The sequence below is a fragment of the Daejeonella sp. genome (assembly GCF_046590655.1).
GTDB lineage: Bacteria > Bacteroidota > Bacteroidia > Sphingobacteriales > Sphingobacteriaceae > Daejeonella.
The window spans coordinates 1-25,369 of the sequence record NZ_JBKJUM010000100.1; the positions used below are offsets into that span (position 1 = coordinate 1).

Below are 25,369 nucleotides of genomic sequence, written 5' to 3' on the forward strand. Positions count from 1 at the left end.
CAGGACCACTACATTAAAAGTGTAATGCTCTACCAGCTGAGCTACGGAATCATTATTAGAACTACTTTCAAGATCGTTTTTCTTAAAAGTGAGGCAAATATACGGCAATAACCCTTACAGTGCAAATAATAAAAAGGTTAATTTTCTGATAGTCCTTAACCCCCTAATATTCAATTAAAAACATTAAAATGAAGCCGGGTTTTACCGATTTCTGCAGACTAAATGTCAGGCAAATGATCCTTCTTTCATCTTTTCCGCGTTCTCTGCAAGCTGCAATTGGTCGATAACTTCCTGGATATCGCCATTCATCACATTCGGAAGGTTATAGATGGTTAAGCCGATCCGGTGTTCTGTTACTCTTCCCTGGGGATAATTATACGTTCTGATCTTGGCAGAACGGTCGCCTGTTGCAACCATTGTTTTTCGCTTTTTGGAAGTTTCCTCAAGCATCTTCGCATGTTCAAGCTCATAAACCCGGCTTCTTAAAACTGCAAAAGCCTTATCAAAATTTTTCAACTGTGACTTCTGGTCCTGACATTGTGCTACAATTCCTGTAGGTAGGTGAGTTAAACGTACGGCAGAATAAGTAGTGTTTACTGACTGCCCGCCCGGACCAGACGAACAAAACAAATCTTTCCGTACATCATTCATGCTTATCTGAACATCAAATTCATCGGCTTCGGGTAATACCACTACAGATGCAGCTGATGTATGCACACGCCCGGCTGTTTCCGTATCAGGAACACGCTGTACGCGATGAACACCTGATTCATATTTTAGCTGGCCGTAGGCATCTTCTCCATTCACATTAAATACAACTTCTTTATAACCGCCTGCTGTACCTTCTGTAACATCAACTATTTCCATTCTCCAGCCTTTACGTTCGCAAAAACGAGTATACATCCTGTATAAATCGCCTGCAAAAAGAGCTGCCTCATCACCACCGGTACCGCCACGAATTTCCACGATAGCATTTTTGCCATCTTCAGGATCCTGTGGAATAAGCATCATTCGGATCTTTTCCTCCAGTTCTTCCTGTTGCGGAATCAGCTCTTCAAGCTCCATCTTAGCCATTTCACGCATCTCATCATCCTTCTCGTTGGAAAGAAGGTTTTTGTTAGCCTCAATATTGCTCATAACGAGACCATAAATCTTGTACTCGTCTACAATTTTGGTAAGATCTTTATATTCTTTATTAAGCTGGGCAAAACGCTTCATGTCTCCCATGGTTGCAGGGTTACTCAGTTCCCGTTCTACGTCTTGCCAGCGCTCCTTAATTAATTCTAATTTATCTAACATCGTCTATTTCGGATTGCAAATACCCAGTATTTTGGGATATGCTAATAATTCACAAAAATACGGCTTTTTCAGATAATAAATAATCTTGAAACTAAGAGGAATATTCTATGACAGATTTGTCGTTTTCGGGTCCCGTTCAAAATACCCTAATACAAGATTTTTCCCATCAAAAACAGCGTATGAATTAAAATGAACCCACTCACCAAGATTGATGTAGCGGCTTTTGCCTAAGCTTAAGTCTAAAGGAAGGTGCCGATGTCCAAAGATCAGGAAATCGAAATGCTCCCTTTCAAGCATTTCACGTGAATATGTATAGAGCCATTCGTTTTCGATATTTCCAAAGGCGTCCTCCTCCGCATTATGGGCACGGCTATTCCTGGACCAACTCTGAGCAATGGCAATACCCAGGTTAGGATGCAAACGGGCAAAAAGCCATTGACAGGTTTTACTCCTGAATATTTTTTTTAAAAGCTTATATTTTTTATCTCCCGGACCGAGCCCATCACCATGATGGAGATAAAATTTCAGACCATTTCTTTCAATGACAAGTTCATCAGAAATGATATTAATACCTAATTCCTTTGAAAAATAATCAAACATCCACATATCGTGATTGCCTTTGAAAAAAGTGATTCCAATTCCCAAATCGCTTAATTCCGCGAGCTTACCCTGGAATCGGATGAATCCACGTGGAATAACCGTCTCGTATTCAAACCAAAAGTCGAACACATCCCCAACGAGAAAGATCTCTGCTGCGTCAGATTTGATTTGATCCAGCCATCTTACAATGCGGTCTTCCCGTACCCGGCTACTTGTTTTGTCTGGAACACCCAGATGGAAATCAGATGCAAAGTAAATTTTGGTGCCTGGCATGATTTCAAAAGTACATAATTTTTGCTTTTTGAATTAAACACTTCCCGGGAGGTGTATGCACAATCTATTTACAGTTCATTTGTTGTTTATTGACCATTTCTCAGCTGTCATGCGAAACTACACTGCTTATCACAAATCTGTCAACTTATACTTCAGATCCTGTGTTCATATGTACTTCTCTGCTCAGGCAACGAGGATATTACATGTTTCTCAAGGTCTTTTCTTATTTTTAAAAAATAAAACCAATTTCACATGAAATCAATTCTAACTTTTAGCGTACTAAGTGTTGCTTTGCTCAGTTGTCACATGGTTAACGCCCAACATACAAGCCCGAATCCCAATACAATGAACTACCCGAAAACAAATAAAGTTGAAGTTTCTGACACCTATTTTGGAACGACGGTCAAAGATCCATATCGCTGGCTGGAAGATGACAGAGCAGAAAATACCAAGGCATGGGTAGAAGCTGAAAACAAAGTCACCCAGAATTATTTAGCGAGAATACCTTTCCGGAATGAGATCAAAAACCGGCTAGAAACTTTATGGAATTATGAGAAATTCACCGCGCCCTTTAAGGAGGGTACCTATACCTATTTTTACAAAAACGATGGACTCCAAAATCAATATGTCCTTTACCGCCAAAAAGATAGAGGTACTCCTGAGGTTTTCTTAGATCCTAACAAGTTTTCAAAAGACGCCACCACATCACTTGCAGGGATTGAGTTTACTAAAGATGGGAGCATGGCCGCATATCAAATTTCTGAAGGAGGATCGGACTGGCGAAAGGTGATAATACTAAATACAAGCGACCTGAAAATGGTGGGGGATACCATGACGGATGTTAAATTCTCAGGACTTTCCTGGAGAGGAAAAGAAGGCTTTTATTACAGTAGTTACGATAAACCAAAAGAAGGAAGCCAGCTTTCTGGTCTCACTCAATATCATAAGTTATATTTCCACCGCCTCGGGACTAAACAGTCGGAAGATGTTCTTGTATTTGGCGGTGATAACACCCCAAGGCGATACATTGGCGGCAACGTTACGGAAGATGACCGATTCCTGGTTATAACAGCCGCAAAGTCAACGACGGGAAATGAGCTTTACATTCAGGATTTGTCCAAACCTGGAAGCCCGATTGTGAATGTGGTTGATAACTTTGACGGAGAGCACTATGTTATCGATAATATCGACGGCAAATTGTACATCTTCACGAACTTGAACGCTCCTAACTATAAAGTAGTTACAGTTGATGCATTAAACCCATCACCAGCAAACTGGAAAGACCTCATTCCTGAAACAGGGAATGTGTTAAATGTAAATACAGCCGGCGGAAAGATATTTGCCAATTACCTCAAAGATGCCACTTCGCTGGTGATGCAGTACGACATGAATGGTAACCTCGAGCGAACTGTAACTCTTCCCGGAGTAGGTACAGCAAGCGGATTCAGCGCCAAAAAATCCGAAAAGGAATTGTACTATACTTTCACTTCATATATTTATCCTCCAACAATATTCAAATATATTATCGGTACTGGGCAGTCGCTTGAGTACAAGAAATCCGGGGTTTCATTCGATCCCTCTTTGTACGTTTCTAAACAGGTTTTCTATACCTCCAAGGATGGAACCCGGATTCCGATGATCATCACTCACAAAAAAGGAGTTGAACTCAATGGAAAAAACCCAACACTTCTTTACGGTTACGGGGGCTTTAGCATCAGTCTGACACCGGCATTCAGTACCTCTAATATTGTTCTTTTGGAGCAGGGCGGGGTTTATGCTGTGCCTAATCTACGTGGAGGCGGTGAATATGGTGAAAAGTGGCATTTGGCTGGTACGAAAATGAACAAGCAGAATGTATTTGACGATTTCATCGCAGCAGCGGAATATTTAATTAGTAATAAATATACTTCCAAAGACTACCTCGCAATTTCCGGGGGGTCGAATGGAGGCTTATTGGTTGGAGCAGTTATGAGCCAAAGGCCTGAATTGTTCAAGGTTGTACTTCCTGCAGTGGGTGTTCTCGATATGCTCCGCTATAATAAGTTTACTGCCGGAGCGGGTTGGGCTTATGATTATGGGACAGCAGAAGAATCCAAGGAAATGTTCGAATATATGCTTAAGTATTCGCCTTATCATGCTTTAAAACCGGGAGTTTCATATCCGGCAACATTAATTACTACAGCCGACCATGATGATCGTGTTGTACCTGCACATTCATTCAAATTTGCAGCCCGTTTACAGGAATTTCACAGTGGCGAAAGTCCTGCCTTGATTCGTATAGAAACAAATGCCGGTCATGGAGCTGGAAAACCCACTGCTAAGATAATCGAAGAGCAGGTAGATAAATGGGCGTTTATGTTGTATAATATGGGGCTGACCTGGAAACAGTGAGGGGTTAGTTGTTCGTTGTCGTTTGTTAGGCTAGGCGGTTAGGAATGTCGGAAATCCAGTCCAGCAACTTACAACCAATAACCAACAACGAAAATCACTGAGCGTTTGCAGAAAAATTGACCCCAGGCTTCCCTATTGATTTATAATTTCCTTCGCCATTAAGTATCGACGCTAAAACAGATCTATTACTGATAATTTTAAGGGACTCAGCGATATCGGCATCGTATTTAAATCCTTGTTCAAGCCTGCCTTTTTCAAAAAAATATCTGGCAACGATTTCAGCTTCGAGTACTTTACGGATTTCGTCTTTAAACTGTGTCAAATCATTCTTCTTACTGTGGGATACTTTGGTTTTTAATGCATCATATTCAGCTTTGATATCTCCCATCTTGCTTTCCCTTTCGGCTTCGTCACGCAAATCATTCAAAATTTTTTCGGTGCGGGTATTGTAGTTATAGTCGCGGTTTGATAGATATGCTACAAACTTGGAGTATTCAGCATCAGTAAGCTTAAAGCCCTTTGCATCCGGAATTGCTGCACGCTCATTCCGATATAATGTGGCATAGTCAAAAATATGAAATTTAGATGCAAGTGTCTGGGTAATCAAATTGTATTTAACCGGTTTGACAAAAACGTCCGGAAAGATGCCACTGCCATCGTAAACAGACCTTCCAGCCTTAGTTTTATATTCGGTGATCAACGAATCGGCTACTTTGACAACGCTCCCTTCGCTGTCGCGATGGGTATAATCAAGAGCTTGTATACACCTGCCGGATGGAGTATAATATTTTGCGACAGTGACTTTTACCAGACTGTTATATGGAAGATTAAATGTTTGCTGAACAAGTCCCTTACCGAAACTTCTCTGCCCTATTACTACTGCCCTGTCCAGATCCTGCAATGAACCAGCGACTATCTCTGATGCAGAAGCGGCGCGATTATTAACTAAAACAACCAAGGGAAGGTTTGGCTCCTCCGGTGTATTGAACGTATTATATGTTATCGATTTCTCGCGATTTCTTCCTTTTTGGATAACTACCGTAACTCCTTTATCCACAAAAAGGTTTACAATTTTAACCGCTTCCTGAAGAATTCCTCCACCATTATATCTCAGATCAAGGACAATCCCTTTCAAATCGTTCTTTTTAAGGTCAATAAGCGCATTCTTAACTTCCTGCCCGGAATTTTCCAGAAACTTATCAAGCTTAATATATCCAATGTTGCCCTCAAGCATTCCAAAGTACGATACATTCTCCTGTCTGATCTCTTCTCTCTGGAGATTTATCTCTATTTGTTTTGACGAACCCGGCCTTAAGATTAAAAGCTTTACGGGGGTTCCTTTTGATCCCTTTAGCATGGAGCTTACCTGATCATTAGCCTTCCCTTTTAATGATACTCCATTGATCTCTAATATTTCATCACCTGCACGAACATCCGCTTTTTGTGCGGGGAAACCTTCATATGGCTGAGCTACTACAACCTTACCATCGCGGTTAGAAATGGTGGCGCCAATTCCGCCGTATTGTGTACTCACATATTTTAGTTTATAGTCCTCGATATCAGATTCAGGGATGTATTCAGTATATGGATCCAAATCCTGCAGCATAGCATCGATACCTGTTTTCATCATCTCTGATGAATTGACATTATCAACATAATTAATGCTGAGGTTCTTATATACTGATGCGAAGATGTCCAGATTTTTAGAAACCTGAAAAAGATCCTCCACAAAGGATATGGAGAACAGGGAAATAGCTAAGGAACCAATCAGGATTCTTCTCTTCAAAGCAGATTTACCAGGCTTAGCATCAAAAGATTTCTTCATACGTTTCAATTATGATACTTAAAAGTACGAAAAACCTGACTTAATAGTATATGCCTGCTACAGAAAAGCTTATTTAAGGTGTTTGTAATAAAGGAATTACAACCTGTTCGTATCCAAATGAACCATGCCCTTCTTCAAAGTGAAGACCACATATTCCCTGTTTCGTTTGATCCGGTTCATTAAACGTGTGATCAGTTCTTCTTCTTGCCCTTGCTGATAGGAAAGGTCCTCCTCACTCAAGTGATTGTATTTACGTATAATCTTTAATTTTAAACGCTCCCAATCTGAATTGCTGATACTGATCTCTGCCATGGCTTAAATTTCCACAAAATTAAGTTATATCCCGATATTTCACAAGACGATTTATAAAATGAACGTTCATGCAATTTTTTTGCAAAAAAAACGTCTAATACGAAAGCGTGAATCTCGTAAATACTTACATATTAATTATGAAGAAAATCATTGTAATTACCTGTATAATGCTGACCGCTGGTGTAGCCGCTATGGCCCAGCTGCCGAACTTTGCATTTGGTATAAAAGGTGGAGCAAATTATTCCAAGTTGAAAACGGAAGATGATCTCACAGATGAGAATAGTATTGTCGGTTACCATGTTGGTATTTTCACGCGGTTAGGCGCTGCCGGACTGTATGTGCAACCAGAATTATACCTAGGAAGTAAAGGGAACAAGTTTATTAAAGTAGAAGATACAAATGGAAATGAGGTTGAAGCTAGTGGGAAGGTTAGATTTACCACACTGGACCTTCCATTACTTATCGGCACGAAAATCGGCCCCAGCAAATTGAATTTACGATTTATGGGCGGTCCGGTAGCTTCGTTTGTAATTAATGAGAATACCACCTTTGACAGTGCTTATCAAAATATAAGTGATTTTGATAATTACAAAAAACAGAATTGGGCATATCAGGCGGGTGCCGGTGTAGACGTGGGGAACCTAACAATAGACCTGCGTTATGAAGGTGGCTTAAGCAATGTCAGCCGGAGTGATGAGTACAATCAAAAGCAGAATCTATTTCATTTAAGTTTAGGAATTAAGCTGTTGTAGATCAGTTGCCAGTTACCCGTTACCGGTAACCAGACTGGGTCGACTAGACGCTTTGCCAGGTAACTGGTAACTGATAACTCAAATCACAGTTCCAGTCTAAAAGGAAGACTTTCATTCCCGGTCCGGTCTACTGCTGTAATGGCAATCCTGTTTAAAGAAATACTTGTAGGGTTGATATTTCCTTTTGCTTTTTGAGCTGCTGTTGGCATTACCAATAAATTACGCTGTAGAGTTAGGGCTCGGTCTCCAGAATTTAACACACGATAGTCCCAAACATTTCCGTACTTATAGTGGACGACCCAGCGGAAAATATCTTTCTCGTCAGGATGATTCCAGCTTACATTCAGGCTGTCTCCTATAAGGGACGTATTTGCTACTGGTGGTGCTGGCACCTTATTATCCAGCCATGGAGTTGCCGGAACGAGTGCTGGTTTTTTATAAGGGCCATCCAAAAGGGCTTTCGAAAGGCTATCGTTTTTAACAAGCGCTGTGATGCTCCAGTGCACCGTCCCCATGCTTTTTGGCAGCATTCCCCTGGAGATCATGATCTGATTAACAGTTTCATCATTGTTCTTTTCCCCACCGCCCTTATAAACACTAATTCCTGGCCATAGGTGCCTGTTCATCAGGTTTTCAGAAGACCACCAACCCAGAAGTACCGGGAAACTCTGCGGTATCCGGTTTACATCCCAGTATAATTGAGGTGTAAAATAATCAATCCACCCTTTATTCAACCAGAGCCGTGCATCAGCGAATAATTGATCATACTGATCAAAACCTTCTATAGATGCTGGGAACCCTGGCCTCCAGATACCGAAAGGGCTAAGTCCAAATTTTACATATTTCTTTTCCGCTTTAATCTCTTTATACAAACGCTGTATTAATGTATTCACACTTTCGCGTCGCCAGTCACTTCGGGTCAGTTTCCCTCCATTTTTCTGGTAGCTCGTCCAGCTTTGATCGTCAGGAAAATCTTCATTCTGATTATATGAAGGGTACGGGTAAAAATAATCGTCGAAATGTACTCCATCGATATCATATCTTTTTACAATATCCATAACAACAGAGACGGTGTGGTCCTGAGTTTCCTTTTTTGCGGGATCCATCCACCAATAACCTTCTTTTAGATAAACCGACAATTCAGGGCGAGTTTTTACAAACGACTTTTCAGACAATGCACCACCTGACTTGTGATGAGAACGATAGGGATTTAGCCATACATGCAATTCAATACCACGCTCATGAGCAGCGGCGGTCCAAAATTCTAAAGGGTCGTAATAAGGATCCGGAGCTTTTCCAATTTCACCAGTCAGAAAGTAAGACCATGGTTCAAGATCACTTTTATATAATGCATCAGCTTGTGGCCGGACCTGAAATATGACTGCGTTAAAATTATGCTTCTTTAAATAATCAAGCAACACCAAAGCTTCCTGCTGCTGCTGATTAGTACTCAAACCTGGTTTACTTGGCCAGCTGCTGTTTCCAACCGTTGCCACCCAGGCAGCACGGAATTCGGATGGAATCTTTGGACCTTCCTGTACGGTCGTGACTGGGTTAACAAGGCTGACAGGTTTTATAGTTGTACAGGCAGTCATTAAAGTGGCCAGACCTGTGATAATTAACAGTGACTTTCTCATTAAATTGCAATTAAATATCATTATCTCTTTTCCGCTATCCATTCTGCCAGCGCAGCTTTTATTGCCACGCCAAGCTTTTTCTGATTTGCGGGGTTTTCGAGAAATTCCTTACTTACCCCATTATCTCCAACTTCAAGCAGCACTCGATAGGGCGCTTTATTCACATTCTCATCCAGGCTGAAGAAAGCCAGCTTACCGCTTATTGTACATTTATAATCATTTCTGCCGGTTGAGCTGTCAAAAAGTACACCCCTGTCTTCCAAGCCAGTTGCAGCACTGATAGCCTTAACCAGGCGACTAGCAAGCGCACGATTTTCAGCTTCGTACTTATCTCCCTCGTGTATAAAACCCCAAATGGCATGACGCTTTGTGCCTCCATTATTATGAACTGAAATGAATACTTCAGGCTGTTTCTTGTTTGATTTCTGCAACTCCCACGCATAGCCTGATAATTGACCGTTTATTAGGGCTGATGTTTGTTCAATGATTGTATTACTGCCTACATCCGCATGGTGAAGGTTTTTCTTTCCCAGACTCCAGACCTTAAACTCTTTCATTCGAGGTTCTGCGGCCATCGCAGCTTCAACTATGCCATTGCATACGGCAGCTTCGCTAAACTCGACACCCGTATTGGTTTGATGTGAAGGTTGCCAAATCACTACAGGGCACTTTTTTAAAGGGATCGATACGGATTGATTTGAATTAGTTCTATCGGCAAAAATTTCCTTATGTAAACTCACGAACGAGGCTGACAGAAAAAGCAAGGGTAAGAATAGAATAAGGTATTTTTTCATGTTTGGACTTTAGTTATAGGCTCTGCCTAACGTATCATTTGCTGCTTTAAGTAAAGAATTAGTGCCATTAGTATCGAAATAGAATTCCCAGAACATGATACCATTACCCCGTTGTTTAGCCAGCATTGCTTTTTCCTTTACAGTTTTAGTTCCATTGTAGTAATATACCGATCCGTTATAAGCTGCTGAATCGATATTAGATTTACCCCCTGCAGCCATAAGAGTTCTGTAACCTGCCGATGCATTTGAGCTATTCCTGCCATAAGAGGGAATTCCCATTATAGCCTGTTCCTTACTCAGGCCTTTTGTATTCAGCCAGATATCGTAGCTAAAAACTGACATATTGTAGGATGCGTGCTGTTTAGGAGCAGCTTTATCCCACGCCAGCCCATCATACATCATAATATTTAGAAAGTCCAAATACTGAAAGTTTTCAGGTCGAAAACCGTCCCTTACACTGCCTGCGTACACCGCCGGTGTGACCGCCGCGCTCAAGTATTTATTATTATTATGAAGGGTATCAGAAAGCTCTTTAACAAGCAGGGTGTAAGTTGCATCACTACCGTCAGTGGTGCGGGGATATTCCCAATCAAGATCAACACCGTCCAGATTATTCGACTTTACAAACGCCAATACATTCTTGACAAAATTTGTCCTGGCACCCGCATTGGCCGCTAAGGCTACGAAAATATCATTAGCTCCGGATACAGAAATTCCAACCTTAACACTTCTGCTTCTGGCAGCTGCTATAACCTGATTGAACCGGGCTAATTGAGGAAGTGAATTTAAGCTCCCGCTCGCAGTTGGAGTAAGGAAAGCATAAAATAAATGGGTTATCATTTTATACTTGTTAATATCTACAGAATCGGGATTCTGATAGGAAGGGAAGTATGCGACAATTTTAAAGCTATTGTCTGAAATGTAAGATGGTTTCGGAAGTGGCGGTTGAACTATCGGCTTAGGTTCGCCACCTTTTTTACAAGCATTCAAAAAGAATAAACTCACCAGCAGCGGAAATATCAGTTTCTTCATCGAAAGATATTAAGTAAAGAATATTTATGCCAAAAAAAGGAGACTGTCTATAATTTAAACAGACTCCTTTCTTATACTTCATTGTTATCACACAATTACCAGCCGATAGTTTGTGTAAGGGTATAGCCTCTTTCCTTGTACTCCACAATTTGGGTTTGTCCGATAGGAGCAAGGTATGACCTGTCGGTGAATGGAGTTCTGTTGACGGCATTCTCAACTACAAAGTAGCCTACCATCGCATCTTTATTGGTGCCATTAAACGTTACGATAGTTCCATCATCCTTTCTAACTTTCGACTTGTTGATAAATGCTGTAGTAAGCAATGCCGGAGTCTCAACTTGCATATTCACAAACGGACCTAATAAGTAATCAGGTTTAGTGCTGTAGTCCATATACCGAAGTTTCTTCCAACGTTTCAGATCTAACAGCCTGGTATGCTCATACACAAATTCCATACGTCTCTCGCGGCGAATCTCCCAGATCAGGGCGGGTACATCGGAGTCACGCGCAGGGTCAACCGGTAGTGCTGCAACCAGCATCGGAGAAGTTTTTTTAACTCCTTTCGCCGTAGCCGCTGCATCCAGGGGACGATTACGGATGGCGTTGATCGATTTATCCAAATCCCCTTGCGTTACCACCGGACCTGCAAAGTGCTGTTGTAATACGGCCTTTGCCTCGATCCAGTTCAGTACAACTTCTGCCAAACGCATGACCGGCGCATCGCTGGTGTTTGTATTGCTTCCCCACATAGCAGGGTATGCTTTACCGATAAAAGTGATGGCCTCTCTGGAAGCAAATTTATAACCATAAAGCAATGTTGATGCTGGTGTGTGAGCGCGGTCAATAAATGTAGCTTCGAAACGCGGATCGCGGGTTTTTGCCAGTTCAGGGATGGAGAAACTAGCAGCGTTTGCCACGGTAGAATTCTGGTATGGTTTTCCATCGTTCACTATGAACGCTTTTACCAGATCCAGGTTGGCATCGCCACTATTACCTTCTGTACCGTTGCTGTATGATCCGATACTGTGTGTAACTGTTAAAGCAGCATCGTACGTTCTGTATAAAAGCACTTCTGGGTTTCCATTCAAATTATCGGAAGAAAATAGTGCCTTGAAATCACTTCCGAAATTGTACGCATTACTGTTCATTACAACCTGTGCAGCTTCGACTGCCAGTTCCAGGTATTTTTTAGCCCGGGCAGCATCCAGGTTATGATAATGCTGGAAAGTACCTTCAAACAACATGAAACGGGAAATAAAACCCGCTGCAATGTTTCTGTTCAGGTATTGCTTTCCATCATTGATACGAATATTGGCCAGGGCGAACTTAAAATCATCATAAACCTTGTCCATTACCACACCGCGGTTATCACGATCTTTATAAAGGATATCTAGTTCTGTTTCCTTAACGTCCTTGTCGAAATAAGGCACATTTCCAAATACACTTACCAATCGACTGTACTCATATCCCCTGAAGAAGCGTGCAACACCACTCCAGTGGTTATAAGCTTCCGTTGTTAAATTAGGCTTTGCCACATTGTCCAGACGGTCTATAAAAATATTGGTTTTACGCACCCATGAAAAATTCCAGGTAGGCCCTGCATATTGAGACATCCATGCACCTGTTTCCAAAGTCGAAAGACGACTTGGCGGAACTGTGTTCTCAAATGGTGACTGAACATTCCTGCTGGTCAGGTCGTCCGAAAACGTATAGCCACGGACAGGAGTGTAGTCCACGGTAAATGAACTTGCAAACCCGTTGAAGTAATTTGAGTAATACCCGTTTGCGTATAACCGCACATCCGTTTCATTTTTCCAATAGGTTGCGTCCGTAGGGTCGTTCAATTGCGGGCGATCCAGTACATCCTTGTTACAGGAAGTGATTAGAACGAATGCCGCAACGACACTGTATATAAATTTAAATTGATATTTCATCTTTGTAAGTTTAGAAATTTAATTGAGCACCAAACGAGAAGCTTTTGAACGTTGGAATTGCAACACCTGTTCTGTCTGAGTTGTAGTTGTCAGTATTAAACATCGAAAATCCGTTGATGTACTCAGGATCAATTGGCAGATCGCCTAACTTATCCCACGATAACAAATTTTCTCCCGCTACGTAAACACGCAGTGTGTTAATACCTACCTTTCTAAGCATCTTATTCGGTAATGAATATCCCAGAGTTAGGCTTTTCATTCGCAGGTATGACATATCTAATAAATACTTTGACTGGACTTGCATGTTGTTGGTGGAATTGCTCCCTCCGTTGTTAAAGGCCGCAGGATAGAATGCGTTTGTATTGGTTGGAGTCCAATAGTTATCCGAAATCGCTGCTGGTATGGCTCCGTCTCCTGAATTGTAACCCGCAATCGCCAAGGCTCCGTCTCCCCAGATCTGACGGCTTCCTACTCCCTGGAAGAAAGCACCAACATCAATCCCTTTGAAATCACCACCCAATCTGAATCCGTATTCATAACGAGGGGTTGAATTTCCTATTTTTTCAAGATCGCCGTAGTCGCTTAACAGCCTGTTGCCATTACTGATCTCGCCGTCACCATTGAGATCGACAAATTTAACGTCGCCGGGACCGAAACTGAACGTCGAGCTGTTTTGCAGGAATGGCTGGTAAACTGGTTTTTGACCATTAACGGTTTTCAATTTGAAAGCCTGTTTACCGGCATGAAGTGCACTCTCAGCAGCTGTCAGTGTGATAAGCTGTGGCTTTCCGGCCGCATTCAGTTCAAAATCGCTGTCCTGGAATAACCTGTCTGTCCGGTATCCCCAAATTTCACCAAAAGTTTTGCCATTGTAGTTGCCAGTGACTATCTGAGAGGAACTGATCTTAGTAAAGATTGATTTCGCATCCGCGACATTTCCTGTTAAATTTATTGCCAAACCATTTTCAAAACGGTGGTCGAAGTTAAGTGACAACTCCAATCCTCTGGTCTCCAAAGAACCATAGTTTCCCCTGGGCGCCCCTGTACCAAAAGTACCTGGAATACCTTCTAACCCGACAATCATATTGTCAGTATTCCTTTTGTACACCTCGACGGTCAGATTTAAGCGGTCGTTAAGAAATGTGGCATCCAAACCCAAGTTCGTTGTCCTGATATCCTGCCAGGTAATGTCTTGTGCGACCGCACCCGGCGTACCTACAGCCACTTCACGGGCATTACTACCGTTGATCCAGGTAGTCTGTCCGCTGTTCATGGTTGGAACGTACAGGTTATTCGGCACAGATTGATCGCCGATTGATCCGTACGATGCTCTGAATTTCAAGCTATTCAAAACTGGCTGGGTCCATTTCATGAAACTCTCTTCACTCGCCACCCATCCGATAGATGCAGACGGGAACCAACGGTGCTGGAGATGAGTTGGGAATTTAGAAGATCCATCGTAACGTATGTTACCTTCAAGAAGATATTTATTCTTAAATGCATAATTCACGCGGCTAAAGTATCCCAGCTGCGCCTCGTGGAATTCGTCACCCCCGCCTGTCTGAACTCCAATCGTGTTGCCAAACTGCGGATTATTCAGGTTAGTCAGGTTGGTCACCTGGGTGAACTGGTTCGCACGGTTATCCGTAACCCTGTTCAAACCGGCCAGGAACTTAAACTGGTGGTTCTCTTTCAGGCTGAGATTATACGTTGTGATCGCGTTAATGGTATGACGGTAAAAATTCTCTGCGAACTTGTAAAGGTGATCAGGGGCAGCGCCAGTAGATGTATAGGTAGAAAGGGGAAGATCATAGGCACGGATCGCCCCAGTGGTGGTTGATGGAACAACTGCTCCTTCTGCATTCACAAATACCGGGCTACCGCTTCCGTCCACTCTTGCTATCGGTGCAACCCACGAGTCTCTTGCGGTGTACTTAGTACCCGGACGCCTCGTTCTTCCTTCCTGGTTAGAGAATGAGTAATCAAGATCAGCAGTCCAGTTTTTCATCACGTTGAACGTTCCGCCCAGGTTTATATTCAGGTAGTTTTGAAGGATGTTAGCGGTGTTAGCTGCATCCGCCTCACTGGCAGGGCTGCGGATCGCTTCACCGGTTTCTGCGTTTCCATATGGAAAGAGTGAGCTCCACCTGTACATGTACAACCATGGATCGGCAGTTGTAGAGTTAGTGACATATGGATACTCCTTATTTCTTCTTGAGTAAATAGCACCAGCGCGGGCTGTGAAATATTTGCTAACCTCACTGTTTACTCTTACAGATGCATTATAACGGGTGAACTGGTCAACCTTCGCAGATTTCATCATACCGCTCTGGTCCAACGCAGCTAACCCTATATTATAAGAAGTCTTCCCTTGCGTACCGCCGAGAGATAAATTGTGAAGCTGGGTAGGAGCCCATTCTTCTACCATTGATTCATACGGATCATAAGTTCTGACACCAAACTTGAAATTTCTTGCAGCATCAAAGTACCAATCACGGCCATATACGGTCGGGTCGCTGTTTTTGACGGTTTCGCCATATTTAGCTTCCCATTCTACTGATTTTTCGTAGCTTTCCCGGCTGGTCTTATAAAATGCGCCTGAAACGTTTCCTCCTGTGCGCTCAAATGCATCCACACTATATTTGAGTGCACTTACTCGACCCATTTCTAGTTCTTTCCAGGGGTTCTGAAACGATAGGTTACTTGAATAGGTAACCTGTGGTTTTTCTGTGCCGGTCCCTTTTTTAGTAGTGATTAAAACGACACCGAAAGCTGCTTTAGCGCCATAAATGGATGATGCAGCGGCATCTTTCAGGAACGTTATGGATTCGATATCACTTGAATTTACCAGCTGTATACTTGGAATCTCTACGTTATCGAGCAGTATCAATGGGGATGAACCTCCTACAATAGATCCTATCTGGCCCCTGATTTTAATGACCGGATCGGATCCAACCTCGCCGCTTGGAACCCTTACACTCACACCTGCAACAGCGCCCTGCAGTGCCCTGCCCGCATCAGCAACTGGTCTGCCTAAGAGAGTTTTCTTGACGTCGATCGTTGAAACAGCACCGGTCAGGTTGCCCTTGCGCTGTGTTCCATAACCCACAATAACCACTTCTTCAAGTGATCTGGTATCAGTTGCAAGGCTAATATTAATCACATCCTGAACTCCCACGGTACGTTCCTGTGATACAGAACCGATGAAGTTAAATTGAAGCACAGCCCCCTGGTTTGCTCTTATTGAATAATTCCCGTTCAAGCCTGTGGATACGCCAGTTGTAGTTCCCTTGATCTTTACAGATACACCCGGAAGAGGTAGATTATCAGTATCAGTAACACTCCCTGTAACAGTTTTTTCCTGTGCTACAGCGCTGATTACGAATAAAAATATCCCTAACAACATTAGTAATGTTTTTTTCATACTGCGATAATTAGTTTAAGAAATGATGATTAGATAGGCCTCAATGAGCTTTTGAATCAATTAATTTACACACTAAAGTTTGGATTAATTGCAGAACTACGCAACAAAAAGATAAAATAAATGAAGAAATCTGCATTTCAAATTAAATAGTGTTAAATAATTAAAGTGTATTTAATACACGCAATTAAAAAACAAAATGCCATTTAAGAGTCCTAGGCGTACTATTATAAGAATTTGGTAATTTATCGGATATTTATAGGTTCCCCTTAGTGTACAATGGATAAGCAAATACAAACTGCATGAATTTGCAGTCCGACAAGAAATGGGAGGCATTTCTATAGCGAGGATGGTAAAACTCCGGAGATTTGTAAAATTAAGCGTCCCAAAATTTTGCATTCCCGAAAAAAACCGCAACTTTATGAAGCTAGACTTGACCGTTACATGAAAATCATTACTGCCGGCATGCTAAAAAAAGAACGGCATGCCTTTATCATACGCCAAATTAATTTGCACAACAAGGTTCTATCGTCAGATCTCGGCCTGCAGCTGCATGTTTCAGAAGATACTGTGAGAAGAGATTTGAATGAACTTTCAGAAAACGGGAAGATCATTAAAGTTCACGGAGGCGCTTTGTCCAAATCTTTCCATTTTCCTTATGAACAGAAAGATGTTTATGCCCAGGATGCAAAAAAAGAGATAGCACGTAAGGCGATAGGGCTCATTTCAGAGGGTATGACAGTTCTGACAGGTGGCGGTACAACCATGCTTGAAATGGCCAGGCTGGTGCCCGATGATATGGAGGCCACATTTTTTACAATCAGCCCGGTTGTTGCGCTTGAACTGTCCGAGAAAAAGCTTTTGACCGTTATTCTGATTGGCGGAACGCTCAACAAAAACGCGCAGGTTAATATGGGGTCAAAAACCATTGGAGACCTTTCAGAAATTGGAGTAGACCTTTGTTTTCTGGGTACAAACGGAATAGACCTCCAGGACGGAATAACTGATTCTGAATGGGAAGTTCTTCAGGTCAAAAAAGCGATGATCAGGGCTTCGGCCCGTATTGCAATAATGTGCATCGGCGAAAAACTAAATTCTGTAAAGAAGATGAAGGTGTGTTCTCTCAATACAATAGATTACCTGATCACTGATCTGGCGCCTTCGGATAGTAAATTGCGTCTGTATGAAGAACATACGCTCGTGATATAAAGAGTATCAATGATCAGGCTCTTTTTTAACCTCACTGCCACTCCCGGAAGTGTTTCTTTAGTTTTCGCATCTGTTACTTTTCCACTTAGATCAGCAGCAAATTACCCGCAATAAAGCGCAGAAAATCAAACAGACCGTTCTAAAAAATATAGATACCGGACATCAAAGGTTTAATTTTTTATATTTGCTTCTCAACTAAAAGTCAGACCCCCTCATGGCCCGATTAAATTTACTGGAAGAAACCCGCTTCGAAAAGCTACCTGTTACTGTTTATGTTAATACTGACGTTGCTTCCCGCAAAGTTGCCCGGAGAATTACTGACCTTATTCTGAAAAAAAGTAAAAATGGCGAGAAAGCTGTACTTGGCCTTGCTACAGGAGTAACACCTATAGGTGTGTACAAAGAACTGGTACGAATTCATAAAGAAGAAAATGTAAGTTTTAAGAACGTCATCACTTTTAATCTGGACGAATATTTCCCGATGAAGCCTACCTCTTCACAGAGCTATGTAAGCTTTATGAAAGAGAATTTATTTGATCATATAGACATCGAAATGGCCAATGTCCATATCCCGGATGGCACATTAAATATAGAAAAGATACCGGCATTTTGCCTGGACTACGAGAAAAAAATAACAGATTTGGGAGGTCTGGATCTGCAGATCCTGGGAATTGGTCGTACAGGTCACATTGGTTTTAATGAGCCGGGTTCAGCACCAAATTCAGGAACACGCCTGGTAACACTTGACGATCTGACTCGCAGGGATGCATCGCGCGATTTCGGTGGCAAACAGAATGTTCCCACGAAGGCTATCACTATGGGTATCGGTACTATATTCAAGGCCCGGGAAATCATACTGATGGCATGGAATACTAAAAAAGCTTCCATAATAAAAAAGGCGGTAGAGGGCGAAATATCATCAGATGTACCGGCGACATATCTTCAGCTTTCTGAAAACGTAGAATTTGTTCTGGATCAGGATGCAGCATCAGATCTTACACGCTTTAATACCCCATGGCTTGTTAAAGATTGTGTCTGGGATGGCCCTTTGATAAAAAAAGCTGTGATATGGCTTGCTAATCATCTTGATAAACCAATCTTAAAACTTACAGAAGAAGATTATAATAATAACGGTATGGCGCAGCTGGCCACAGAAAAGGGCCCGGTCTATAATATCAATATTGATATTTTTAATAAAATTCAACATACAATAACTGGCTGGCCGGGTGGTAAGCCGAATGCAGATGATAGTCAGCGCCCTGAACGTGCCAATCCGGATAAAAAACGGGTGATTGTATTCTCGCCTCATCCGGATGATGATGTGATATCCATGGGTGGAACTTTCATTCGCCTTGTAGATCAGGGTCACGAAGTACATGTTGCATACCAGACTTCAGGGAATACGGCAGTCTGGGACGATGATGCCCTCCGTTTTGTGGAGTTCGCACGGGATTTCAGTAAGGCAATTAGCATTGACACGGAAAAGTTAGACGCCTTATATATGTCGATGCGGACCTTCCTTGATTCTAAACAACCTAACCAGGCAGATACACATGAAATTCAGACCCTGAAAGGATTGATACGTAAAGGCGAGGCTATCAGTGGGGCCCGTTTTGCAGGCCTTGCAGATGATCGGATCCATTTTATGGCACTTCCTTTTTATGACCGCGGAAAGACCGAACGCAATCCTGTTACGGAAGCTGACATTAAGATCACTATGGAACTCCTTCAGAAGGTAAAACCTCACCAGATCTTTGCAGCCGGAGATTTTGCCGATCCTCATGGAACTCATAAAGTGTGTTTCGATATCATAACACAGGCACTTAACAGGCTAGAAAACGAATCATGGGTAAAGGATTGCTGGCTGTGGATGTACCGCGGCGCCTGGCATGAATTCGAAACACATGAGATACAGATGGCCGTTCCGCTTTCACCTCAGGAAGTTGAACGGAAACGCTTCGCTATTTTCAAACATCAGTCTCAGAAGGACCGGCCAGTATTTCCAGGAGACGATGCCCGGGAATTCTGGGTTCGTGCAGAAGATCGCACGCGGGAAACTGCAAAATCATATGACAGATTAGGACTTGCAGAATACGAAGCTATGGAAGCTTTTGTACGCTGGAAATTTTAACTGTGGCATGAAAAAAACTGCCTTCCTGATCATAACCCTGGTATTGGGATTAAATGTTTTTGCTCAGCAGAAAAACAGGCCCAATATAATCGTTATCCTAACGGATGACCATGCAGTCCAGTCGATAGGGGCTTATGGCTCTAAAATGGGTGCAACCCCAAATCTGGACAGGCTGGCAAAGCAGGGCGCGGTTTTTAATAAAGCTTTTGTCGCAAATTCAATCTGCGGCCCCAGCCGCGCGATTCTCCTAACAGGTAAGTACAGCCACATAAACGGCTTTAAAGATAATCACGATAAATTCGATGTGTCACAGGACATTTTTCCTAAGAGGTTGCAAGCTTCTGGCTTTCAAACCGCGTGGGTAGGAAAATGGCATCTTTTATCGTATCCTCAGGGATTTGACTATTGGAATATCCTCCCCGGTCAGGGTCAATATTACAATCCCTCTTTCATTAGTATGAAAGGCGATACCAGCCGGATAGAAGGATATGGTACTGATGTAATCACAGATTTAGCCCTTAAATGGCTCAGCAACCGTGATCAGGCAAAACCTTTTTTTGTTGTCGTGGGCGAGAAAGCCCCTCACCGGACCTGGATGCCCGATATCCAGGATCTTGGAAAATTTGACGACGTCACCTTTCCACTACCCTCCAATTTTTACGATAATTATGATAAACGACTGGCTGCAGCTATGCAGGATATGTCGGTTGAAAAAACCATGAAGCTCGGCTACGATCTTAAAATGAAAAGCGACCCCGACAACCTCGCTCAAGCTTTCCTTGCCAGGATGAATCCCGTACAAAAACAAGCCTGGAGCAATTATTACGATCGGATCGAAGAGGATTTCCTTACGAGAAAATTAAGCGGCAGGGCATTAACAGAGTGGAAATTCCAGCGCTATATGAGAGATTATTACAGTACCACTTTGTCTCTGGACCGCAATATTGGAAGAATATTAGACTATCTTGATAACAACAACCTGACGAAAAATACAATGGTAGTTTACACTTCCGACCAGGGTTTCTATCTGGGTGAGCATGGCTGGTTCGACAAGCGTTTCATGTATGAAGAGTCCATGCGAACTCCCCTTATTATCCGCTATCCCGGGTTTATTAAATCCGGTATCGTTTCCGATCAGATGGTTTCCAATGTAGACTTCGCCCCTACATTTCTTGATGCCGCCGGTGTGTCAATCCCCAAAGAAATTCAGGGCCGGTCTATGATGCCCCTTTTCAAAAATCCGAAAGCTAGCATCAGAAGATCTGCATATTACCATTTCTATGAATACCCCGGAGAACACAGTGTTTTGAAACACTTCGGCATCCGCACCCGCCGCTACAAATTGATACGCTTTTATGATCATAGGAATTTTTGGGAACTGTATGACCTTCAAACAGATCCCAATGAAATGAATAATCTTTATGGTGAGAAAGAGTATCAGTCTATAACTGTGGATTTAAAGAAACAACTAAGGCAATTGTGTGTGGATAACAAGGATATTGAAGCACTGAAGTGGTTGCAAGACAATTAAAATAAGGTTTGGGACATACGCTTTTTTGTTATTCCCTAAATATTATGCAGATTTAGTCTTCTAATTAACCCAAACTCAATGACTCAACCTCCCATCTTACAAACTTCACCACCAAGGTTACTATCTCTCGACGTTTTCAGGGGATTCACTGTGGCAGCAATGATCCTGGTCAATAATCCCGGGAGCTGGAGCCATATTTATGAACCGCTCAAACATGCGGAATGGCATGGCTGCACCCCCACCGATCTTATTTTCCCATTTTTCCTATTTATTGTGGGCGTGTCGATAAGTTTTGCACTGGGATCAAAAAAAGATCATGTAAAACATTCAACTTTAATTATTACAGCCTTAAAACGAGCTTTAATATTATTTGGTTTAGGCTTGTTCCTCTCGCTCTTTCCGCGGGTATTTACAGAACCAATCGAAGCTTTTAGAACGGTTCGGATACCCGGGGTGCTGCAAAGAATTGCGGTTGTATTTTTTGTTGCTGCTTTGATATTTATTAAAACTAGAGAAAAAACACAAATCAGAATCCTGATTGGCATACTAATCGGTTACTGGCTCTTAATGACGTTTGTCCCTGTGCCGGGCGTAGGCTATGCCAATCTTGAGAAGGAAACTAATCTTGGCGCATGGCTGGACAGAACTTTGCTTACTGAAGCCCATTTATGGCGTTCAGCAAGAACCTGGGATCCTGAAGGAATTCTGAGTACTCTTCCCGCCATAGCAACAGGTTTATTTGGCGTTTTGATTGGCTCATGGCTGAAGCGGAAAGATAAACCCGATGCTGTAAAGATTTCATGGATGTTCTCTGTCGGACTGCTTGCTGTTATATCAGGCTTGATATGGGACCTTTTTTTTCCAATAAATAAAGCGCTATGGACCAGCTCCTTTGTATTATATGCAGGAGGTTTAGCAACGCTCGGACTTGCCTTATCATACTGGCTTATCGATGTACAAGGATATAAGAAGGGCACCACACCCTTCGTAGTTTATGGTGTAAACGCCATTACCGTATTCTTCCTGTCAGGTCTGATCCCGCGCATTCTAAACATGATTCAAGTTGACATGCCGGACGGCTCTAAGGCTGGCTCCAGAGAATGGATGTATCAAACATTTTTTACACCCTACTATTCACCCTTAAATGCTTCGCTCGCAGGGGCAATAACCTTTATATTAATCTGGCTCGCAATCCTTTGGTGGATGTACAGTAAAAAAATAATAATAAAGGTTTAATTATATATTGTAATACCTAAATGCAAACTTATGAAACATAATTTCAAGGTCTATATCAGCGCTGGAGCAATATTGCTTTCGCTGTCTGGCATCCTGAATGCACAAACCACGACGAGAGTCGCGAAACCACAACCGGAGGCAGCTATTCCCCTGGATCCTGCAGTCAAAATAGGGAAACTTCCTAATGGGTTTACCTACTATATCCGCAAGAATGTTGAACCCAAAAACCGGGTGCAGCTTTATCTGGCCAACAAGGTAGGATCTATTTTGGAAAATGAAGATCAGCAGGGCCTGGCTCACTTTATGGAGCACATGGGCTTTAACGGAACTAAAAATTTTCCAAAGAACGATTTGGTGAACTACCTGCAAAAAGCCGGTGTGAGGTTCGGTGCGGATCTTAACGCATACACCAGCTTTGATGAAACTGTATACCAGCTACCCATCCCATCTGATGATCCCGCAGTCTTAAAAAATGGATTACAGATCATGCGCGACTGGGCACAGGATGCTACGCTGGATCCTGCAGAGATCGATAAGGAACGGGGAGTAGTTCTGGAAGAAAAACGTTTGGGAAAAGGAGCTCAGCAACGCTTGCAGGATAAATATCTTCCGATGATCTTCAATAATTCGAGATATTCTAACCGTCTGCCAATCGGAACTGAGGATGTGCTAAAAAACTTCAGCTATGCTACTATCCAGCAATTTTACAAGGACTGGTACCGTCCGAATATGCAGGCGCTGATTGTCGTGGGTGATATCGATGTAAATGCCATGGAAAATATGATCAAATCCAAGTTCTCTGATCTGAAAAATCCTGCGAAACCAAGAGCACGTACAAACTATGCAATTCCATTGATCAATAAAAACCAGTTTATGGCTGTTACTGACAATGAATTCCCGGTAACGGTGGCGCAGATACTGATTAAACATCCGGAATCAAAATTAATTACTAAAACAGATTACAGGAATAGCATTGTGCGATCCTTGTTCAACAAAATGGTAGCTGAGCGTTTTGGCGAACTTAGCAAACAAGCTGATCCCCCATTTTTACAGGCAGGTGCAAATATTGGCGCCTTTCTGGCTGGATTAGACGTTTACAATGCATTTGTGGTGGCCAAGCCGGGCGAACTTGAGCGTGGCTTCAAAGCTGTGTTGACCGAAACTGAGAGGATTCAGAGATTCGGTTTTACACAAACAGAATTAGACCGCGCTAAACAGTCATATATAACCAATATGGAATCTTCACTGAAAGAGAAGGACAAAACCTCTTCGGATCAGCTGGTGAATGAATATGTAAGAAATTTCCTTGAGCAGGAAGCAAGTCCCGGAATTGTCTATGAATACGAACTCGCTACGACCATTACACCAGGGATAAGTCTTCAGGACGTAAATCAATTGTCTAAAAAATATATCACTGATCTAAATCGTGACGTTATTATAATGGGCCCCGAAAAGGATAAAGCAACCCTTCCGAATGAGGCCACGGTTAACAGCTGGATCAGTAATGTTAACCAGGAGAATGTTACCGCATTTGTTGATCAGGTGTCTGACAAACCATTGCTGGCCACTAAACTTACCGGCGGAAAGGTAACTGCAGAAAAGAAAATAGCTGAATTGGGGATAACTGAGTATACCTTAAGCAACGGAGTTCGGGTTGTTTTGAAACCTACCGATTTTAAAAATGACGAGATCAGCTTCACTGCGTTTAGCCCGGGTGGCAGTTCACTTTACAGCGATGCTGATTATCAGTCGGCAAGTTCTGCTACCGCCGTGGTGAGAAGCGGAGGAATCGCCGAATTTAATTCCGTACAGCTTCCCAAATTGCTTACAGGGAAGAAAGTTTCTGTAAGCCCATATATCGGGGAGCGCTTTGAAGGAATTTCGGGATCTGCAGCACCTAAAGATCTTGAGACCGCACTTCAACTAACTTATTTGTACTTCACACAACCGCGCAAGGATGCCGAAATCTTTAAAGGCCTCATCGCCCAAAGCAAGGGCGGTCTGGCAAACCGTGAGAACGATCCGAACAGTGTGTTTGCAGATTCAGTGTCTGCAGTCCTGGGTAATTATAATGTACGCCGTACAGGCCCTACCGTACAAAAAGTTGAACAAATAAACCTTGACAGGGCATTTGATATCTATAAAGATCGTTTTGCTGATGCAAGCGATTTTACGTTCACTTTTGTGGGGAATTTTGAACCTGAAAAGATCAAGCCCATGCTTGAACAGTATTTAGGATCGCTGCCTTCAACAAACAGGAAAGAGAGCGCAAAGGATCTTGGCATTAAGATTCCCGCAGGAAAAATTGACAAAAAAGTATATAAAGGAAAAGAGCCTAAAGCAAATGTGAGACTGGTATTCAGTGGCGATTACAATTACAATGAAAAAAATAATAACCAGCTTGATGCTCTCGCTGAGGTATTGTCGATAAAACTTATCGAACGCCTGCGCGAAGACGAAGGCGGTGTATATGGTGTTGGTGCCCGTGCATCCTACAGCAAGCTACCGCAAGGCAGATATACCATGAATATTACTTTTGGCAGCGCACCTGAGAATGTCGAGAAATTGATCAGCTCCACACTTGATGAGATCAACAAGATCAGGCAAAATGGTGCTTTGGCAGTCGACCTCGAAAAATTCATAGCAGAAGAAACACGCACGACTGAAACCCAGTTAAAGGATAACGGATTCTGGCTGAATTATTTAAGTAATCAGCTACAAAATGAAGAAGATCCTAAACAGGTATTGACGTATTTAAGCTCATTGAAAGAGCTAACGCCTGCAGCATTGAAAACAGCTGCAAATACTTATTTAAGCGGCAATAACTATATCAGGCTGGTATTACTTCCGGAGACGAAGTAAGAGAGTCTGTTTTTGGCTACTTATGAACTATCTACACTGGAGACCGGGGTACGCTTCTTACCCGCCCAGACTAACCTGCATGCCGGCAGGCAGTCAATCAACAACAACCAACCTGCCTGCCGGCATGCAA

16 protein-coding genes are annotated in these 25,369 nt (G+C 42.5%); 7 read left to right on the plus strand and 9 right to left on the minus strand.

Annotation, left to right across the window (positions count from 1 at the left end; genetic code table 11):
• Window positions 1-225: 225 nt before the first annotated feature.
• Both prfA and ACLL8Z_RS09545 read right to left on the minus strand, forming a co-directional pair.
• Window positions 226-1,299 carry a peptide chain release factor 1 gene (gene prfA / locus ACLL8Z_RS09540; RefSeq protein ID WP_411274549.1) on the minus strand — a complete coding sequence of 358 codons (1,074 nt, stop codon included), beginning with the start codon at window positions 1,297-1,299 and terminating at the stop codon, window positions 226-228.
• 105 nt (window positions 1,300-1,404) lie between these two features.
• Window positions 1,405-2,172, minus strand: a complete 768-nt coding sequence (locus ACLL8Z_RS09545; RefSeq protein WP_411274550.1) for a UDP-2,3-diacylglucosamine diphosphatase — start codon at window positions 2,170-2,172, stop codon at window positions 1,405-1,407.
• A gap of 252 nt (window positions 2,173-2,424) precedes the next feature.
• On the opposite strand from ACLL8Z_RS09545, the gene ACLL8Z_RS09550 reads away from it, so the two are divergent.
• Window positions 2,425-4,563 carry a prolyl oligopeptidase family serine peptidase gene (locus ACLL8Z_RS09550; RefSeq protein ID WP_411274551.1) on the plus strand — a complete coding sequence of 713 codons (2,139 nt, stop codon included), beginning with the start codon at window positions 2,425-2,427 and terminating at the stop codon, window positions 4,561-4,563.
• 94 nt (window positions 4,564-4,657) lie between these two features.
• Here ACLL8Z_RS09550 and ACLL8Z_RS09555 read toward each other — a convergent pair whose 3' ends face one another.
• Both ACLL8Z_RS09555 and ACLL8Z_RS09560 read right to left on the minus strand, forming a co-directional pair.
• Entirely contained in the window at window positions 4,658-6,388 is a 1,731-nt protein-coding gene (locus tag ACLL8Z_RS09555) for a S41 family peptidase (RefSeq protein ID WP_411274552.1), read from the minus strand.
• A gap of 96 nt (window positions 6,389-6,484) precedes the next feature.
• On the minus strand, window positions 6,485-6,700 hold the full coding sequence (locus ACLL8Z_RS09560) for a hypothetical protein (RefSeq protein ID WP_411274553.1): 216 nt from the start codon (window positions 6,698-6,700) through the stop codon (window positions 6,485-6,487).
• A gap of 137 nt (window positions 6,701-6,837) precedes the next feature.
• On the opposite strand from ACLL8Z_RS09560, the gene ACLL8Z_RS09565 reads away from it, so the two are divergent.
• The gene (locus tag ACLL8Z_RS09565; protein WP_411274554.1) at window positions 6,838-7,452 is read left to right on the plus strand and encodes a porin family protein; all 615 of its coding nucleotides are present in this window, start codon (window positions 6,838-6,840) and stop codon (window positions 7,450-7,452) included.
• A gap of 83 nt (window positions 7,453-7,535) precedes the next feature.
• On the opposite strand, the gene ACLL8Z_RS09570 is transcribed toward ACLL8Z_RS09565, so the two are convergent.
• From ACLL8Z_RS09570 to ACLL8Z_RS09590, 5 genes are all read right to left on the minus strand, one after another.
• Complete coding sequence (locus tag ACLL8Z_RS09570) at window positions 7,536-9,089, minus strand: glycoside hydrolase family 10 protein (RefSeq protein WP_411274555.1); 1,554 nt, start codon at window positions 9,087-9,089, stop codon at window positions 7,536-7,538.
• Between the two features lie 20 nt (window positions 9,090-9,109).
• Window positions 9,110-9,883, minus strand: a complete 774-nt coding sequence (locus tag ACLL8Z_RS09575) for an N-acetylmuramoyl-L-alanine amidase (RefSeq protein WP_411274556.1) — start codon at window positions 9,881-9,883, stop codon at window positions 9,110-9,112.
• A 9-nt stretch (window positions 9,884-9,892) separates the two neighbouring features.
• Window positions 9,893-10,915, minus strand: a complete 1,023-nt coding sequence (locus tag ACLL8Z_RS09580) for a glycosyl hydrolase family 18 protein (RefSeq protein WP_411274557.1) — start codon at window positions 10,913-10,915, stop codon at window positions 9,893-9,895.
• 95 nt (window positions 10,916-11,010) lie between these two features.
• Window positions 11,011-12,849, minus strand: a complete 1,839-nt coding sequence (locus ACLL8Z_RS09585) for a RagB/SusD family nutrient uptake outer membrane protein (RefSeq protein WP_411274558.1) — start codon at window positions 12,847-12,849, stop codon at window positions 11,011-11,013.
• A 10-nt stretch (window positions 12,850-12,859) separates the two neighbouring features.
• The gene (locus tag ACLL8Z_RS09590) at window positions 12,860-16,273 is read right to left on the minus strand and encodes a SusC/RagA family TonB-linked outer membrane protein (protein ID WP_411274559.1); all 3,414 of its coding nucleotides are present in this window, start codon (window positions 16,271-16,273) and stop codon (window positions 12,860-12,862) included.
• A gap of 462 nt (window positions 16,274-16,735) precedes the next feature.
• On the opposite strand from ACLL8Z_RS09590, the gene ACLL8Z_RS09595 reads away from it, so the two are divergent.
• The 5 genes from ACLL8Z_RS09595 (at window position 16,736) to ACLL8Z_RS09615 (ending at window position 25,239) form a co-directional block, all read left to right on the plus strand.
• Complete coding sequence (locus ACLL8Z_RS09595; protein WP_411274597.1) at window positions 16,736-17,479, plus strand: DeoR/GlpR family DNA-binding transcription regulator; 744 nt, start codon at window positions 16,736-16,738, stop codon at window positions 17,477-17,479.
• Between the two features lie 214 nt (window positions 17,480-17,693).
• Window positions 17,694-19,610, plus strand: a complete 1,917-nt coding sequence (nagB, locus tag ACLL8Z_RS09600) for a glucosamine-6-phosphate deaminase (RefSeq protein WP_411274560.1) — start codon at window positions 17,694-17,696, stop codon at window positions 19,608-19,610.
• A 7-nt stretch (window positions 19,611-19,617) separates the two neighbouring features.
• The gene (locus ACLL8Z_RS09605) at window positions 19,618-21,141 is read left to right on the plus strand and encodes a sulfatase (protein ID WP_411274561.1); all 1,524 of its coding nucleotides are present in this window, start codon (window positions 19,618-19,620) and stop codon (window positions 21,139-21,141) included.
• A 78-nt stretch (window positions 21,142-21,219) separates the two neighbouring features.
• A complete protein-coding gene (locus tag ACLL8Z_RS09610) occupies window positions 21,220-22,377 on the plus strand; it encodes an acyltransferase family protein (RefSeq protein WP_411274562.1) in 1,158 nt (385 codons plus the stop codon).
• Between the two features lie 30 nt (window positions 22,378-22,407).
• On the plus strand, window positions 22,408-25,239 hold the full coding sequence (locus ACLL8Z_RS09615; protein WP_411274563.1) for a M16 family metallopeptidase: 2,832 nt from the start codon (window positions 22,408-22,410) through the stop codon (window positions 25,237-25,239).
• The last annotated feature ends 130 nt before the right edge of the window (window positions 25,240-25,369 follow it).